Source organism: Plantactinospora sp. A48 (assembly GCF_055793945.1).
Genome location: NZ_JBTIXF010000001.1, coordinates 269,871 through 285,409, shown reverse-complemented (window position 1 = coordinate 285,409; position 15,539 = coordinate 269,871). Strand labels below are relative to the sequence as shown.

Annotated in this window: 14 protein-coding genes; 7 read left to right on the top strand and 7 right to left on the bottom strand. The window is 70.2% G+C overall.

Annotated elements, in window-relative coordinates; translation table 11 throughout:
- The first annotated feature begins 29 nt into the window (after window positions 1-29).
- Window positions 30-536, top strand: coding sequence for a hypothetical protein (locus ACXN5W_RS01315; protein WP_473156232.1), 507 nt, complete (start codon window positions 30-32; stop codon window positions 534-536).
- A gap of 357 nt (window positions 537-893) precedes the next feature.
- On the opposite strand, the gene ACXN5W_RS01310 is transcribed toward ACXN5W_RS01315, so the two are convergent.
- The gene (locus ACXN5W_RS01310; RefSeq protein WP_473156231.1) at window positions 894-1,391 is read right to left on the bottom strand and encodes a cupin domain-containing protein; all 498 of its coding nucleotides are present in this window, start codon (window positions 1,389-1,391) and stop codon (window positions 894-896) included.
- A gap of 226 nt (window positions 1,392-1,617) precedes the next feature.
- Here ACXN5W_RS01310 and ilvC point away from each other — a divergent pair, with 226 nt between their 5' ends.
- The 5 genes from ilvC (at window position 1,618) to ACXN5W_RS01285 (ending at window position 8,168) form a co-directional block, all read left to right on the top strand.
- Entirely contained in the window at window positions 1,618-2,625 is a 1,008-nt protein-coding gene (ilvC, locus tag ACXN5W_RS01305) for a ketol-acid reductoisomerase (RefSeq protein ID WP_473156230.1), read from the top strand.
- Window positions 2,626-2,917: 292 nt separating this feature from the next.
- On the top strand, window positions 2,918-3,607 hold the full coding sequence (locus ACXN5W_RS01300; protein WP_473156229.1) for a TMEM175 family protein: 690 nt from the start codon (window positions 2,918-2,920) through the stop codon (window positions 3,605-3,607).
- 164 nt (window positions 3,608-3,771) lie between these two features.
- On the top strand, window positions 3,772-6,807 hold the full coding sequence (locus ACXN5W_RS01295) for an AfsR/SARP family transcriptional regulator (protein WP_473156228.1): 3,036 nt from the start codon (window positions 3,772-3,774) through the stop codon (window positions 6,805-6,807).
- A 115-nt stretch (window positions 6,808-6,922) separates the two neighbouring features.
- A complete protein-coding gene (locus tag ACXN5W_RS01290) occupies window positions 6,923-7,456 on the top strand; it encodes a hypothetical protein (protein ID WP_473156227.1) in 534 nt (177 codons plus the stop codon).
- A 190-nt stretch (window positions 7,457-7,646) separates the two neighbouring features.
- Complete coding sequence (locus tag ACXN5W_RS01285) at window positions 7,647-8,168, top strand: YbaK/EbsC family protein (RefSeq protein ID WP_473156226.1); 522 nt, start codon at window positions 7,647-7,649, stop codon at window positions 8,166-8,168.
- Between the two features lie 92 nt (window positions 8,169-8,260).
- On the opposite strand, the gene ACXN5W_RS01280 is transcribed toward ACXN5W_RS01285, so the two are convergent.
- On the bottom strand, window positions 8,261-9,544 hold the full coding sequence (locus ACXN5W_RS01280) for an ATP-grasp domain-containing protein (protein WP_473156225.1): 1,284 nt from the start codon (window positions 9,542-9,544) through the stop codon (window positions 8,261-8,263).
- A gap of 215 nt (window positions 9,545-9,759) precedes the next feature.
- Here ACXN5W_RS01280 and ACXN5W_RS01275 point away from each other — a divergent pair, with 215 nt between their 5' ends.
- Window positions 9,760-11,094 carry an MDR family MFS transporter gene (locus ACXN5W_RS01275; RefSeq protein ID WP_473156224.1) on the top strand — a complete coding sequence of 445 codons (1,335 nt, stop codon included), beginning with the start codon at window positions 9,760-9,762 and terminating at the stop codon, window positions 11,092-11,094.
- A gap of 75 nt (window positions 11,095-11,169) precedes the next feature.
- Here ACXN5W_RS01275 and ACXN5W_RS01270 read toward each other — a convergent pair whose 3' ends face one another.
- The 5 genes from ACXN5W_RS01270 to ACXN5W_RS01250 form a co-directional block, all read right to left on the bottom strand.
- Window positions 11,170-11,868 carry a hypothetical protein gene (locus tag ACXN5W_RS01270; protein WP_473156223.1) on the bottom strand — a complete coding sequence of 233 codons (699 nt, stop codon included), beginning with the start codon at window positions 11,866-11,868 and terminating at the stop codon, window positions 11,170-11,172.
- Between the two features lie 224 nt (window positions 11,869-12,092).
- Window positions 12,093-12,917, bottom strand: coding sequence for a thioesterase II family protein (locus ACXN5W_RS01265; protein ID WP_473156222.1), 825 nt, complete (start codon window positions 12,915-12,917; stop codon window positions 12,093-12,095).
- 48 nt (window positions 12,918-12,965) lie between these two features.
- Window positions 12,966-14,030, bottom strand: a complete 1,065-nt coding sequence (locus ACXN5W_RS01260) for an HAD-IIIC family phosphatase (RefSeq protein ID WP_473156221.1) — start codon at window positions 14,028-14,030, stop codon at window positions 12,966-12,968.
- Complete coding sequence (locus tag ACXN5W_RS01255; RefSeq protein WP_473156220.1) at window positions 14,027-15,199, bottom strand: acyl-CoA dehydrogenase family protein; 1,173 nt, start codon at window positions 15,197-15,199, stop codon at window positions 14,027-14,029. Before ACXN5W_RS01255 ends, ACXN5W_RS01260 begins: the two co-directional genes overlap by 4 nt.
- A 51-nt stretch (window positions 15,200-15,250) precedes the next feature.
- Complete coding sequence (locus ACXN5W_RS01250) at window positions 15,251-15,517, bottom strand: acyl carrier protein (protein ID WP_473156219.1); 267 nt, start codon at window positions 15,515-15,517, stop codon at window positions 15,251-15,253.
- Between the last annotated feature and the right edge of the window lie 22 nt (window positions 15,518-15,539).

Here is a 15,539-nt window from a genome sequence, read left to right as displayed (position 1 = left end):
CCGCCGGCGAGGTCGTCCGGATCGAGGCGTTGGCGCTGCGCAGGTTCGTCGCCCGACTCCTCTTGTCGAACACCTGGTTGGACGCCTGGTCGTTGTCCGGACGCGCGCTGATCCGGTCGGCCGGTGCCGGCGAGGCGGACCTGCCGATCGTGGTGATCGACGGCGCCGGGAACCGGCCGACCGTCGTTCTGACCGATGGTTCCCGGGTCCGGGCGGGCGCGGTGATCGCGGCGACCGACGCGCACCACCGGCGCATCGACATCCCGCGCTGGGCCGAGTTGGAGGGGATCAGGATCCACGCCGACAGCACGGTCCGGGACCTCGACGGGGACGGGATGCTCTCGTCGGTCACCGTCGAAGGACCCGACGGTGGCCGGGAGCGGCTGGACTGTCGATCACTGTTCTGCCTCATCGGCGCCGACCCGGTATCCGGCGCCTCGGTCGACGAGTTGAGGGCGCCGATGGCCAGGGCCGGTGTCAAGGATGGCCTGTCGGTTCGGTGGGGCGCCGCCGGCCGTTCGCCGACGACACCGTGAGTGATGACGCCGGCGAGCATCACGTCCGTGACATTCGGTAGTCGCCGGGGAGGGCTCGTCCACCGCCTGTTCCTCGCTTTGCAATGCTTCCCTCCCGGCGACACCGGCACTGGTCTGCGGTTCTGGCTCGGCGCCGGGTTCCTTCGGGCCAGACCGCTGGTTACGCGGTGTGCCTGTTGCCTGGAGGGAAGCATTGCAAAGGCGGGTGAGGGCACCCGAGCGGAGGGCACCTGGCGCTCACTTTCGGTGAGCGGGCGCTCCCGGAGAATGGTTCGGTGACCCGATGCAGGCTGGTGGACTGCTGGTGGACACCGCACCGGCGCGCTACCCGGCGTTGCCCGTGGCCTCGGACTCCCGCTATTCCTGGTCGCGAAGCTGACTCCACGGACGGCCCTCGTCGCCCGGAAGCGACGTGGTGGCGAAGCGCTCGTTGATGGCGGCGAGCTGATCCGCCGTGGGGTCGGAGCCGAGTTCTCCGAGCTCGACGAAGAGCTGTTCGTTGCCGGCGGGCGCGCTGACGAACAGGAGCTTGCCGCCGGTGGGCGTCACGAAGGTGTGATAGGAGCCGCGCGGAACGACGACAGTGGTGCCCGGCCCGCCGGAGAATTCGGCGTCACCGACCCGGAAATGGTATGTGCCTTCGATTACGTAGGCGATTTTCATGAAGTCGTGGTGCGCGTGCGGCGGATTCTGCGTAATGACGTCGTGGTGGAACACGAACGCGCCGAGGGCCCCGTCGACGTCCGCGCCGGACACGAGGATTTCCGGCCGGTGTGGGCCCCCGAGCTGGATCGACGTTCCCGTGCCGGACTGAACAGCCCAGCCGTCCCGACCCCAGTCCTTCCGTTTGGTCATGGCCGGAAACCTAACATCGCGCCACACAACTCCGAGTGAACTCTCCGTCCACTCGTGCCGCTGGTCCGATGAAGTGGGTGTTCACCGGGTGTCCACTGGATCCTTTTACGCTGCCAACAGCGGCGGTCCTTAGGTGCCAGCCCGAAATCATGTGCCAGTCCGAAATCGTCCGGTGGCACCCGGGCGGGTCCCCGCGCAACACCCGGACCACGAGAGAGAAGCGAGAATGACCGCAACGGTGTACTACGACGCCGACCTGTCCGTCATCCAGGGTCGGAAGGTCGCCGTGATCGGCTACGGCAGCCAGGGGCACGCGCACGCACTGTCGCTGCGCGACTCGGGTGTCGACGTGGTTATCGGTCTGCCCGCCGACTCCAGGAGCCGGGCCAAGGCCGAGGAGCAGGCCCTGCGGGTCTTCTCACCGGCCCTGGCGTCCGCCTGGGCAGACGTGATCATGGTGCTCGTCCCGGACACCGCCCAGCGTTCCGTCTATGCCAACTCGATCGCCCCGAACCTGCACGCCGGGGACGCGCTGCTGTTCGCGCACGGGCTGAACATCCGCTACGACCTGATCAAGCCCCCCGCCGACGTGGTCGTCGCGATGATCGCGCCGAAGGGACCCGGCCATCTCGTCCGCCGGCAGTACGTCGACGGCAAGGGCGTGCCGTGCCTGGTCGCCGTCGAACAGGACCCCACGGGCCGGGGCCTCGAGTTGGCCCTGTCGTACGCGAAGGCGATCGGTGGCACCCGGGCCGGGGTGATCGAGACGACGTTCACCGAGGAGACCGAGACGGATCTGTTCGGCGAGCAGGCGGTGTTGGCCGGCGGCGTCACCGCGCTGGTCCAGACCGGCTTCGAGGTGCTGACCGAGGCCGGCTACGCGCCGGAGACCGCGTACTTCGAGTGCCTGCACGAACTCAAACTGATCGTCGACCTGATGTACGAGGGTGGCATCGCCCGGATGCGGTACAGCATTTCCGACACGGCGGAGTTCGGTGACTACACCCGGGGACCCCGGGTGATCGACTCCCGGGTCAAGGACGTGATGCGGAAGATCCTCTCCGAGATCCGGACCGGCGAGTTCACTCGCGAGCTGATCGAAGACGACGACAACGGCCGCCCACTGCTGACCGGGTACCGGCGCCGCGCCGCCGAGCATCCCATCGAGATCACCGGGCGAAAACTGCGCGAGATGATGAGCTGGGTGGACCGGCCGATCACGGAAACCGCATGAGTTCGCGGCGATGCCCTGTCCGGCACTGCGGGTCCGGGCCGAAGCCCGGCGTGGCCAACGGTGGATGGACGGGAAGCAGGTGTGGCCGGCAGTCGAGGAGACACCCCTCCGGTGCGACGGGTGGCGGTAACCGATGAAGACCCCGGAGGAGGCTCGGCGGTGACCGGCTCCGGCTCGAACCGACCGTGGGAGCGCCGCTGACCGTGGCATCGCTTCCGACCGCGGGTTCGCCCCGGAGGGGGCCTCTCCGAATCATGGCCAACGGCCGTGAACCGGCTGTTAGCCTGCGGCAATGTCCGGATCTCCAGGAGAGGCGTCGCCGACCGGGCCCGGACACACGGTGGCCGATGCCGGCCGGCTGGCGGCGTTCAGCGACGGGGTCTTCGCCATCGTCATCACCCTCCTGGTCCTGGACCTGCGGGTGCCCGACTTCCACCGGGGTCAGCTGGCCGATTCGCTCGTCGGAGAGGCTCCGGCGTTCCTGGCGTTCGCCGTCTCGTTCATCTACATCGGCGTCCTCTGGCTCAATCACCACGCGGTGCTCCGGCTGGTTCGTGGCACCACCCTCACGCTCAACTGGATCAATCTCGGTCTCCTCTTCGGCGCGGTGATCATTCCGTTCCCGACCGCGGTCCTCGCGGCGGCACTCGCCGACGGCGACGCCGAGGACCTGCGGGTGGCCGTTGTCATGTACGCGGTCGCGGCGGCGCTGATGTCAGCACCCTGGCTGGGGTTCTTCGGCTACCTGCGTCGCCATCCCACCCTGCACGGGGAGCATGTCGGCCGGGATCAGGTCCGCGCGCAGGAGGCGCGACCGATCACGGGCCTCGTCGTCTACAGTCTCACCGGACTGCTCGGCTGGTTCGTGAATCCCCTGCTCGGGCTGCTCGGCATCATTGCGATGATCATCTATCACGGGGTCACCAGCGAAGGCGTCCGCCCCAGACGGGTCCGTCGGACGCCGGCTTCCCGCGGGGACTGATCGACAGCACGGTACGCGGAACCGGTCGCCGAACGATTCGGGGTTATGCTCTGCTTTGTCCGTTCGTTGCGATGTCGGGCCTGGTCGGCGCGGCCGGACGTAGGCTTGCCGACAGAGGTAGCCGCGAGAGGCTCGCGATCCGTCAACCGCAACAGGAGATCGAATTGTCGAACTCGGCCGGCGCCCGCCGGTCCGACGACGAACCACGGCCGGCCGGCGGCGCGCCGTACTTCCAGATCCTGGGCCCCCTGCGATTCTGGCGCGACGGTGTCGAGGTGGACCCCGGCCCGCGGCAGCAGCGCCAGCTGCTGGCCCTGCTGCTGGCCCGAGCGGGGCGACCGATCAGCGTGACCGCCCTGATCGAGCTGGTCTGGGGCGAGAACGCGCCGGCGAGTGCCACCAATGTCATCCACAAGTACGTCGGCGCGTTGCGACGGATGATGGAACCCTCGCTCCCACGGCGGGCGACCGGCTCGTACCTGCGGCGGCACGGTGGCGGTTACCTGTTCGTGCCGGACCCCGGCACGCTGGACCTGGCCGCTTTCCGTGAGCTGACCGGCGCCGCCAGGGCGAACCTCGGCCGGGGGGACCGGGACGCGGCGCTCGATCGTCACGTAGAGGCACTGGACCTGTGGCGGGGACCGGCCGGCGACACGTACGCCGACGGGACGGCGGCGACGTCCATCTTCACCGCGCTCGACCGCGAGTTCCTCGACACCTGCGTATCCGCTGCCGAACTCGGGCTGTCGCTGGGCCGGCCGGAGCGGGTCCTGCGACCCCTGCGGCTGGCCGCCGCGATGGCGCCGTTGAACGAACCCGTGCAGGCGAACCTCATCTCCGCCCTGGGCGCGGCCGGTTACCAGGCCGAGGCGCTGGAGGTGTTCCGGACGGTACGCGTCCGCCTCGCCGAGGACCTGGGCATCGATCCCGGTGTGGTCCTCGCGGAGGCCCAGCGGCAGGTGCTGACCCGGTCGACGGCGCCGGTGGCGGTCAACGGTCCGGCCACCGATCAGCCACCGACCGTCGACCGCCTCCCGCCGGTGCCGCCGGTACACCCGGCGCAACTGCCCCCCGACCTGATCACCTTCGTCGGCCGCACCGAGGAGCTGGCGACGCTCGGCGCCCTGTGCGCCGGCCCGGACCCCGCCCGGACCGCCCGGCAGACCGGCTCGGCCGCCGGCCGGACCGCCCGGCAGACCGGCTCGGACCCCGCCCGGACCGGTCCGCTGATCATCGCTCTCGACGGGATGGGTGGGGTCGGCAAGTCCACGCTGGCCGCCCACTTCGCACACCTGGTCGCCGGCGGGTTCACCGACGGCCAGTTGCACCTGGACCTGCGCGGCGACCAGGCCGGGAGCGAGGGCGGGTCCGCCACGGAGGCGCTGGGTTCGCTGCTGGCCTCACAGGGCTTCCACGTGTCCAGCATTCCGGAGGCGCTCACCGCGCGAATCGGTGTCTATCGGAGCCTCACCGCCGGTAGGAGCGTCCTGGTGCTCCTCGACAACGCGCGGGACGCCGCGCAGGTGCGCCCGCTGCTGCCGAACTCGCCGGAAAGCCTGGTGCTCGTGACGAGCCGCAAGCCGCTGGTCGAGCTCGCCGCCCTCGACGGAGCCCACCTGCTGCACCTCGACCCGCCGGACCTGCGGACCGCCCGCGAGCTGGTCCGGCGCCGACTCGAACACGCGCCGAACCGCTGCCTGGCCGGCGCGGCCGTACCGGCCGACCTCCTCGACGAGATCATCGAGCTGTGCGGCCGGCTTCCGCTGGCGCTGGCGATCCTGGCTGGGCGGCTGAGTGCCCGGCCGCGACTCGCGCTCGCGGATGTGGCCGCGGAACTCCGCGACGACACGCGGCGGCTCGCGGCCTTCGCCAGCGGTCCCGGCGGGCATGACCCACGGGCCGCCTTCGCCTGGTCGTACCGCCAGCTCAACCCGGATGCCGCCCGGCTGTTCCGGCTGTCGTCCGTCGCCATGACCGCCGGCCTGTCGGCCGCGGCCGCCGCGAGCCTGTCCGGGAGCCCGCCCCGGGTCGCGGGCGCACTGCTGCGGGAACTCGCCGACGCGGCGCTGCTGGACGAGGACGACAAGGGCCAGTTCACCTCCCACGTGCTGGTCAGGGCGTACGCGCAGGAGCTGTTCCTGGTGGCGGAGTCCGCCCCGGACCGGACCGCGGCGCTCACCCGGCTCCTGCGGCACTATCTGCACAGCGGTCACCACGCGGCGCTCATGCTGGCGCCGGACCACTCGATGGTCCCGCCGTCGCCGCCACCGGCCGGGGTCTACCCGGAGCGGCCCGTCAGCTACGCCGAGGCGATGCGCTGGTTCGACAACCACCGCGAGGTGTTGCCCGAGGCGGTCCGGCGGTCGGTCGAGGGAAACCTCGACACCCTCCCGTGGGAGTTGGCCCTCACCATGCAGCCGTGGTTGCGGCGCAGCGGACGGTTCCACGACTGGCAGGACGTCATGCGGGTCGCGCTGGAGTCCGCCCGCGACCGGGGGGACCGGATCGGCGCGGCACAGGTCATGCTCAGCCTGGCGGACTCCCGCTGCTACTTCGCCGCCTACGACGAGGCCCTCGACCTGCTCTCCCGGGCACAACAGATCTTCGCGGCGCACGGCATGCTCCCGGAGCAGGGCAGGGTCCACACGATCCGACACCGGATCCACAGCGAGCTGGGCCGGCACGAGCAGGCGCTCAGGGAGATCGATCGCGCGTCGGCCCTGTACCGTGCCGCCGGCGTCGAGCAGGGTGAGATCCGGGCATCGGCGGCCCGGGGACGTTCGCTGGTCCGGCTCGGCGCTTCCGGGGCGGCACTGCCGTACCTGGAGGAGGCGCTGGCCCGGGGGGAGAAGAGCGAGCGGAACACCGACGAGGCGGAGCTGCGCATCGCCATGGCCGAGGGTCTGGGCGCGACGGGTCGTCAGCGTCAGGCCGTGACCCAGCTCGAACGGGCGGTCGAGGCGGCGGCCGAGGCACGGAACCGGATCACCATCTTCGGCGCGTCGATCCTGCGCTGCGAGGTGCTCCTGGATCTCGATGACGTGTCCGGCGCCTGCCAGGCGTGGCGGCATGCCTGCGACGCCATGCACGCCATGCAGAACGGTGGGACCCGGACCATGCGGGAGAGGGTCTGCGACCTGGGCGGCAGGCTCACCGAGGTCAGCGAATTCGCCCCACGGTCCCGCGACGCCCAGAGCTGACCCGCACCGTCGGGTGGGAACGGTCCGCACCGCGCCGCCAGGCGCCGGGTGCGCCGGGTCGACGGCGGGCGCGGGTACGTCGCCAGGCGACTCACCGGGCATCTACGCTTGCCGAATGATCCTCTCCGACTTCGCCGGATCCTGGGCCGGCACCAACGGCTTCCGGTTGATGCCCGGCGACCCGCTGGTCGAGTTCCCGGCCACGATGACCGTGACGATGGCCGCCGGCGGGCACCTGACCTCGGTGGCCTACTCATGGCAGCACCCGGACGACGGTCCCCAGGACGGCCTGCTCGTTGTCGGTTCCGCCGGTGAGGGTGGCTCGCTGGTCGCCGTGTGGGGGGACTCCTGGCACCAGAAGCCGGCGCCGATGTCCTTGCCGGGCGGACCGGGCCCGGGTGGGACGTACGAGTTCGACGGCGACTACGGCGACGGATGGGGCTGGCGGATCGTGCTCATCGGCACCGGCACCGGCACCACCGCCGGCCTTGGCGCTGCCACCGAGGTCGGTCCTGGTCCCGATTCCGGCGTCGCCGGTACCGGCGCGCTGCGGATGCGGATGGACAACGTGATTCCCGCCGCCCAGGCGACGGCCGAGATGGCTGCCGGGCCGTACCCGGTGATGGTCATGGACGTCCGCCGCGGCTGAGCGGTAGCGCCGGGGCGGGTCGTGGGGTGTTCGTCGGAGACACCGCCCGCACCGCCAGGAATTGGATCACGGTGGGGAGAATCGGCTCGCCGGACGGGCCGAGTGGGGCCCGCACAAACCGGATCTCGATCGCCGTGCCGGTTATTCTGAAGGCCGCGCGAGGATAGCGCCACTGGTAGAGTCACGGCTCGTGACTTCCCCATCACCCGGTTCCAGTGAGTCGATCAAGGCTGATGTCCGGCGCCACCTCGACAGTTTGGGTACGCCGTACCGGATCGTGGAAATCGATCCGGCCTATTCGGACACCGCTTTGTGTTGCGAAAAGTACGACTTCACCCTCGAGCAGTCGTTGAACTGCATCCTGGTGGCCGCCAAGACCGAACCGCGCCGGTACGCGGCCTGCCTGGTGCAGGCCACCCGGCGGCTCGACGTCAACGGCACGGTGCGGCGCCAGTTCGACGTCCGCAAGGTCTCGTTCGCCACCGCGGAGGAGACCGTGGCGCTCACCGGCATGACCCCGGGCGGCGTGACCCCGTTCGGGCTTCCGCCGGAGGTGCCGCTCTACCTCGACGCCTCGGCGCTGGAACTGGCCGAGGCGGTGCTCGGCGCCGGCGTCCGGGAGGAGAAAATCGTCATCGCGGCGTCCGCTCTGGCGAAGCTGCCGAATGCGACCGTGGTGGAGAACCTTTCGAAACCGCCGGTGGCCGCCTGATCCACCGCCGATCCAGCGATGCCACCCTGGCGGGTCACTCGCCAGGGCGGCATCGCGGTCGTGCCGTCATTCGATTACGCCGCGGTCGGCCGTTACTCGATGACGGCGACCAGCAGTTTCCGGGCCTCGTTCATGCTGTCGAGAACCCCGTCGTACGTCTCGCCGCGAACGAGGACATGGGCGAAGTTGACCCGAGGATTGCGGGGATAACCCTCCGGCACCACCTGGCCGGGAACCATGTCCCACTTGATGTCCACCACCCCGGGCAGCGCCCGCACGGCTTCCTCGCCATCGAAGCGCGCGATCTTCCGACCGAAGACGTCGACCGAGAGGCTGACGAAGCCGGCCGGTTGCTGCCGCCCGGTCGGGGGCGTGAGTGGCCGCCCGCTCACGGCGTTCAGGTATTCGCGGAAGCCGTACCGGCCGGTGGACAGTTCGAAGGTCTCCTGGACGTGTACGGCCATCCCGCCGAGCCGGCCGTTGACCTCGATGATGACGGGCTCGCCCCGGTCGTTGATCCGCGCCTCCACGTGGGCCGCGCCGCACACCGCACCGCTGGCCCGCAGGGCGCGGATGGCGGTCTCCCGGATCGCCTGCTGGGTGGACTCGTCGAGCCGGGACGGCGTGACCACGAGCCGCTCGAGGAAGTAGGGCTCCTCCCACTCGAACGGCTTGTCCATGATCCCCAGCACGTCGAACTGGTCGTCGCGGTACACGATGTCGAGGCAGACCTCCGGGCCCTCCACGTAGGACTGCAACAGGACGGCGTCCGCCCCGGGGTAGGTCAGCACCCGACCCACGTTGGGGACGCTGGCGTCGCCCTCGCCGAACGCGGCGTCGTCGTAGATCCGGTCCACGACGCCGAACGCGCGCCGCAGATCAGCGGCGTCGTTGACCTTGATCACGCCCTGGCTGGCCGCGCTGGCCTGGGGCTTCACCACGATCGGGTAACCCAGCCGCTCGGCCGCCGACTCGGCCTCGGCGAGTGAGTGGGCGATCTCGGTGGGCGGGGTGGGGACCCCCGCCGCGCTGAACACCTCGTAGCTGCGGAACTTGTCGCGCATGTTGCGGACGGCCTCGGGCCGGTTGCCGGGCAGCCCGAGCCGCTCGCACAGCTGCGCGGCGATGTGGATGCTGCCCTCGTAGTAGCAGGCGATCGCGTCGATCCGGCCCCCGCGATCGAGGTACTCGGTCACCGCCGCGATCACCGCGGCCTCGTCGGTCTCCGACGCCTGGATGAATTCGTCGTACAGCGTGGCGTCGGCCGGCGGTTTCGCTGCCACCACGGTGAGGTGGAAGCCCATCTCCCTGGGCGTACGCAGCACCTCGGGGCGGAAACCCGGCGCGATCAGCAGGAGGTGTTCCATGTTCGACATCGAGCCTCAGCAACCTTCCGGACGTGTGCGGGATCTGGGCGCAGGGCGAGGCTCGGTGCCCTGCAACTGCCCACACGTCACCCGTTCTCCGGGCCTGACCCCCGCTTCGCCGAGGCTAGTGAGCGGTAACCGGGCGTGTCTACGACCAAAAGACGGCAGGGATCTGCCATGACCGTAGGGTCGGCGATCCCGGCACGATCCGGATAATCGGGCCCATGGTTCCCTCTCTGCGTCGTCGGCCACCCGGTCCGGCACAACGTCTGCCTCGGGCCTTCTGGGTGCTGTGGGCCGGGATGCTGGCCAACCGTCTCGGCGCGATGGTGGTTCCGTTCCTGTCCCCGTACCTGACCAGGTCGCAGGGCCTGTCGGTGGTCGCCACGGGGTGGGTGATCTTCGGGTTCGGCGCCGGTTCCCTGGTCTCCTACCTGGTCGGTGGCTCCCTGGCCGACCTGCTGGGACGTCGGGTGACGGTGCTGATAAGCATGGTCAGCACCGCGGCGATGCTGGTCACACTGTGTTATGTGAACGGCGTTGTCGGCGTCGTCGCCACGGTGTTCGCACTGGGCATCACCACCGACATGTACCGGCCGGCCGCCACCGCGATCGTCGCCGACATCGTGCCGCCGGCCCAGCGTCCCTGGGCGTACAGCCAACTGTACTGGGCGGTCAACCTCGGCTTCTCCATCGCGACCGTCACCGGCGGGCTGCTCGCCACCGTCGGTTTCAGGTGGCTGTTCTGGGTGGACGCGGTGACCTGCCTGGCGTTCGCGGCCGTGGTGTGGTGGGGGGTCACCGAGACCGGACACCGCCGCTCCGCGCCGGGGCCGGGCTCCGCCGCGCCGGAGTCCGCTGCCGCGCCGGGGTCGGCCGCCGCGACGGCCGGTTCGTACCTGACCGTCCTCACCGACCGGGTGATGCTCGGCTTCACCGGCATCAGTGTCATGTACGCGGTGGTCTTCATCCAGGGCACCACCACGCTGCCGCTGGTGATGAGCTCGGTGGGACTGTCCTCGGGAGCGTACGGCGTGGCCATCGCGGCGAACGGGGTGACCATTCTGGTCGCCCAGCCGCTGATCGCCCGCGGTGTCGCGCGGCTCGACCACAGCGTGGTCGCCGCGGCCGGGATGGCGCTGCTCGGCGGTGGTTTCGGCGTCGCCCTGTTCGCCCACGAGACCTGGCGGTTCGCGCTGTCGGTCGTGGTGTGGTCGCTCGGCGAGGCGACGGTGATGGTGGTGGCGCAGACGATCGTCGCGCAACTCGCACCGGTCCAGCTGCGCGGGCGGTACAACGGCGTCTACGGCGCCACCTGGTCCGCCGGCCTCATCATCGGACCGGTGCTCGGGACCTGGCTGATCGGTACGACGGGCAGCACCGCACTGTGGGTGGCCTGCCTGTCCACCGGGCTCGCAGGGGCCGTCGCCCAGCTCGCGCTCGGCCCGGCGGTGCGGAGCCGGGGCGAGCGGTCGGCAGCCGCCGGGTCCGCCGCCGACACGCCGACCGGCACGCCCGGCGGAGCCGGCCAGGCCGTCATGGACGCCACGGCGGGATGACCGGGCGACCGACCGCGACAAGCAGCCGGACCGCTACCCTGGTCAGGCCGCGGCCGCTGCCGGAACCGGGGTCCGCTACCAGACCAGGCCGCGCTGCGCCGCGTGGACGATCGCCCGGGTACGGTTCTGCACGCCGAGTCGGGAGTAGAGCTGATTGAGCAGTCGGTACATTTCCCGTTCGGAGTATCCTTCCGCGACAGCGATCTCCGATACGGTGGAACCGTCGGCGAGCGCCTGCAACCACCGGGTCTCCCGGTCACCCTTCTGGACGCCGGGCTGTCGAACGTCGGAACCCAGTGAGATGGCGGTGGACACCGCAGCCGGGAGCAACAGCCAGCCGTCCGCACTGGCGCGTACGACACGGCAGATGTAATCCAGGCTCTCGTTCTGGTCGACCATGCCCGCCGCGCCGGCCAGCAGGCATCGACGATAGACGGCGATCGAGGCATCGGCGAGTAGGACAACGACCGGGACCCCCTCGTACCGAGGAGTGTGCAACCGCGCGAGAAGCTCCATCTGGTCGCTGTTGCGACAGGTGCCGAGAAGGATGAGTCGGCGTCCGCCGACGGTGAGCCACTCGTCGATGTCCGTCACGTGTTCGTCGACCAAAAAGTTGTCGGCTTCCAGGGTGATGGTGATTCCGCGAGAGACGGCGGGTCGATCGTCGACTATTCCGACGCGCGTCGTCAAGGTCTCGTCAAAATCATGATCGCGCTCGGTGACGACTCGGCCTGCAGCTTCGAGGTGCAGCTTGTTCCCTCGCTTCGCAGACAAGGGTTCCCCCAAAAATGACATTGAAAAGCCCGGTGAAGCATTCCGTGGCGGATAACATTAATATCCTAGGCTCACATCGGCCGAAGGCCAAACGCCGCGGACCGACGGCATTGATCACCGGCCGCGTACCGATGGCATTGATCAACGGCCGCGTACCGGCGGCATTGGTCACCGGTTGTGCCGGACGCCGGTACGGCCCGGGCGGCGAGCGCGATCCGCCTGGCTCAGTCCGACGGGCGACCCGGCCCGTTCGGTCCGGCGCCCGGGGCGAGCGACCGCATCCGGCGCCGGGACACGATGACCCGGCGCAGCACCTGGTCCACGGTCGACAGCAGCGTGTCGGCCGAGTCACGCAGATAGAAGTGGCCGCCACGGAACAGGTACAGCCCGAACGGTCCGGTGGTCTGCTGCTGCCAGGCCATCAGCCCCTCGCAGTCGACGTCGGGGTCGTTCAGCCCGCCGCAGGCCGTGGTCGGGCAGCTCAGCTGGGGCCCCGGCCGGTAGACGTAGGCGTCGTTCACCGCGAAGTCGGCGCGCAGCACCGGCAGCAGCGTGGCCATCAACCGGGGGTCGGCGAGGATCTCCTCCTGGGTGCCGCCCAACCGGCGGACCCCGGCGAGGAACTCGTCGTCCGGCAGTGTGTGGATGGCCGGCTTGCTGGCCGGCAGGTGCGGTGCCCGGCGGGCGGAGACGAACAGGTGCGCCGGCTCGGGCAGGGCGCGCTCCTTGAGCCACCGGGTCAGTTCGAACGCGACGAGGGCGCCCATGCTGTGTCCGAAGAAGGCGAAGGGCTCGTGACAGTGTGGGACCACCGCCTCGGCCACCGCGGCCACCGCCGGGGCGATGTCGGCGAACGGACGCTGCATGATCCGCGACTCCCGCCCCGGAAGCTGTACGGCGTACAGCTCGACCTGCGGCGACAGGTGCCGGTTCCAGCCGGCGAACACCGAGCTGCCCCCGCCCGCGAACGGGAAGCAGAACAGCCTCAGGGACGGGTTCGGGTTCGGGTTCAGGCGGACCAGCCCGACCCTGCCTGTGGAGATCGACATCGCTCCTTCTCCTCGTCGGCGACCGTGGTGGGGCGAACGGGCCGGCCGTCAGGCGGGTACGTCGACCCGCACATAGTCCGGAAACCCCGGGAGATTGGTCGGGTCGGATTCCAACCGCACCAGGTCGCCCTCCCGGCCGATCTCCCGGAAGCCGTTGAACCGGTAGGTGACGTGCATCATCCGGTTGCGGCCGTTGGGCAGGAACTCCGCCTGCAACCGGGCCCCGGCGTCGTGGGCGATCCGGCGCAGATAATTGATCATGATCGTGCCGACGCCCCGGGACATCACCCGGCAGGACATCAGCAGCAGCTTGATGGTCCACACCGGGCCGTCCAGCTCGAGCAGCGCGAGCCCGATCGTGCCGTACGGCCCGTACCGGTCATCGAGCCGGGCCACGAACAGCCGGTGCCGGCTGGACGTGCGGAACCGGTCGAGTTCCTCCCGGGAGTAGGTGTACCCGGTCGTGTTCAACTGGTTGGTGCGCACCGTCAGCTCCTCGGCTCGGAGCAGATCGTCGGGTCCGGCGACCTTGATCCGGAAGTGCATCCGCAGGGTGGCCAGGAACTCCTCGGTCGGCCCGGCGAACTGCTCCTCGGCCGCGCCCCGGGCCTCGTCCGCGCGGTACATCAACCGCCGGCGCCGGGCGTCGTCGGTGACCAGCACCGGACGGAACTCGGGCCGGTCGGCCAGGCCCGCGGCATCCACCGCGTCCAGGCACCACACCTCCGGGATCTCGAAGGCCACCTCGTCGCGCTCGAACGAGTCGTCGTCGACGAAGACGAGCGCGTCCAGCCCGATGTTCAGGGATTTCGCCACCGCGCGCACCGACGCCGACTTGGGGCCCCAGTTGATCTGCGGATGCAGGAAGTAGTCGAGCAGGCCCAGTCGCCTGAGGGCGGCGACCGCGGTGTCGTGGTCGTTGCGGCTGGCGATGGAGTGCAGGATGCCGCGCTCGTCCAGCGCGGCGATCGTCTCCGCCACCCCGGGACGCAGGCGTACGTCCGGGTCCTCGAGCAGGATGCCGTCCCACACGGTGTTGTCGAGGTCCCAGACCACGCACTTCACCGGCTTGCGGTCGGACGGGGCGGCTGGCGTGGACGTGCCGTCGTTCATGGCGTGACACTCTCCCTAACGGCGGTCGCCCTGAGCCGCCGATCACGGTTCTGGTAGGCGGAACTGGCGATGGTGATCTGCTGGAGCTGGGTGTTTCCCTCGATGATTTCCATGACCTTGGCGTCCCGCAGATAGCGGGCCACCGGATGGTCCCCGCCGATGCCCTGCGCCCCGTGGATCTGGACCGCGTCGGTCGCGGCCTTGAACGCGGTGTTGGCGGCGAAGTACTTGGCCAGCCAGGTGGCGTGGACCGACCCGGGGTCGCCGGCCTCGCGCAGCCGACCGGCCTGCTGGCAGAGCAGCCGGGCGGCGGCGGTGTTGGTGACCATGTCGGCGAGCATCGCCTGGACGAGTTGGTGTTCGCGCAGCCGCCGGCCGAACTGCTCGCGCTGGTCGGCGTAGCTCAGGGCGGCGTCGGAGCAGGCGGCGGCGATCCCGACACACCCCCAGGCGACGCTGTAGCGGCCCACCTCCAGCGCGCTCGCGGCCACGGCGGACAGTCCGAAACCGGGCCGGGACAGCAGCGCCGTGGCCGGCACCACGCAGTCACGCAGCCGTACCTCGGCCAGCATCGACGCCCGGGTGCCGAACACATCGCCCTGCGGCACCACGGTCACGCCCGGTCGGTCCCGTTCCACCAGGAAGGCGACCTCCCGGCCGGCCAACCTGGCGAACACCAGGAACACCCCGGCGTACTGGCCGAACGTGATCCACCGCTTGTCGCCGTTGAGGACGAACCCGCCGTTGGCCTGCTCGGCGCGGGTCGCCAGGCCGCGTACGTCGCTGCCGGCCTCCGGTTCGGTGAGCGCGAAGGCGCCGACGCACCGGCCGCTGGCCAGTTCCGGCAGCCAGCGCTCGCGTTGCTCGACGGTGCCCCAGCGGCCCACCGCGTACGCCACCATGCTGTGCACGGTCAACAGGCTCCGCACCGACGAGCAGGCCCGGCCCAGCTCCTCGTTGAGCAGCCCGAAGGTGACCTCGTCCAGCGGCTGCCCGCCGTGTTGCTCGGCGATGACCGCACCGAGGTAGCCCTGCGCGCCGAGCAGTCCGACGACCTCCCTCGGCAGGTGCTCGGTCCGGTCCCACTCGCCGGCGTACGGGGTGACGTGCCGGTCGGCGAACGCCTCGAACGACGCCTGGGCCAGTCGTTGCTCCGATGTCAGTTGCACTCTCATCCTCTGTGGTTCATCGCCCTGGTCGCGGTGCCGGTCGGGGCGGGTTCAGCGCACCCCGATGGCGGATCGGTGCCGGGCGACCATGCCCGCGATCGCGTTGACGCTGCGGAAGTTGTCCATTTCGAGGTCCTCGTCCTCGACCGGGCAGGCCAGCTCGCTCTCGACGAACAGCACGAGCTGCATGACGAACAGCGAGTTCACGTAGCCGGTGGCGAAGATGTCCTCGTCGTCGCCGAGCTGGTGGTCGCCGAGAAAGCCGGCGAGGAATTCACGGGTCCGGGTCTTGACGTCCTCGATGCCGGTGTCGCCCATTGGTACTGCCTCTCCGTGGTGG

Coding starts and splice junctions, on each gene's coding strand:
- ACXN5W_RS01275 (WP_473156224.1), top strand. CDS start 9,760: ATGGTTCCCTCTCTGCGTCGTCGGCCACCCGGTCCGGCACAACGTCTG.
- ACXN5W_RS01290 (WP_473156227.1), top strand. CDS start 6,923: ATGATCCTCTCCGACTTCGCCGGATCCTGGGCCGGCACCAACGGCTTC.
- ACXN5W_RS01260 (WP_473156221.1), bottom strand. CDS start 14,030: ATGAACGACGGCACGTCCACGCCAGCCGCCCCGTCCGACCGCAAGCCG.
- ACXN5W_RS01265 (WP_473156222.1), bottom strand. CDS start 12,917: ATGTCGATCTCCACAGGCAGGGTCGGGCTGGTCCGCCTGAACCCGAAC.
- ACXN5W_RS01310 (WP_473156231.1), bottom strand. CDS start 1,391: ATGACCAAACGGAAGGACTGGGGTCGGGACGGCTGGGCTGTTCAGTCC.
- ACXN5W_RS01280 (WP_473156225.1), bottom strand. CDS start 9,544: ATGTCGAACATGGAACACCTCCTGCTGATCGCGCCGGGTTTCCGCCCC.
- ACXN5W_RS01300 (WP_473156229.1), top strand. CDS start 2,918: ATGTCCGGATCTCCAGGAGAGGCGTCGCCGACCGGGCCCGGACACACG.
- ACXN5W_RS01250 (WP_473156219.1), bottom strand. CDS start 15,517: ATGGGCGACACCGGCATCGAGGACGTCAAGACCCGGACCCGTGAATTC.
- ilvC (WP_473156230.1), top strand. CDS start 1,618: ATGACCGCAACGGTGTACTACGACGCCGACCTGTCCGTCATCCAGGGT.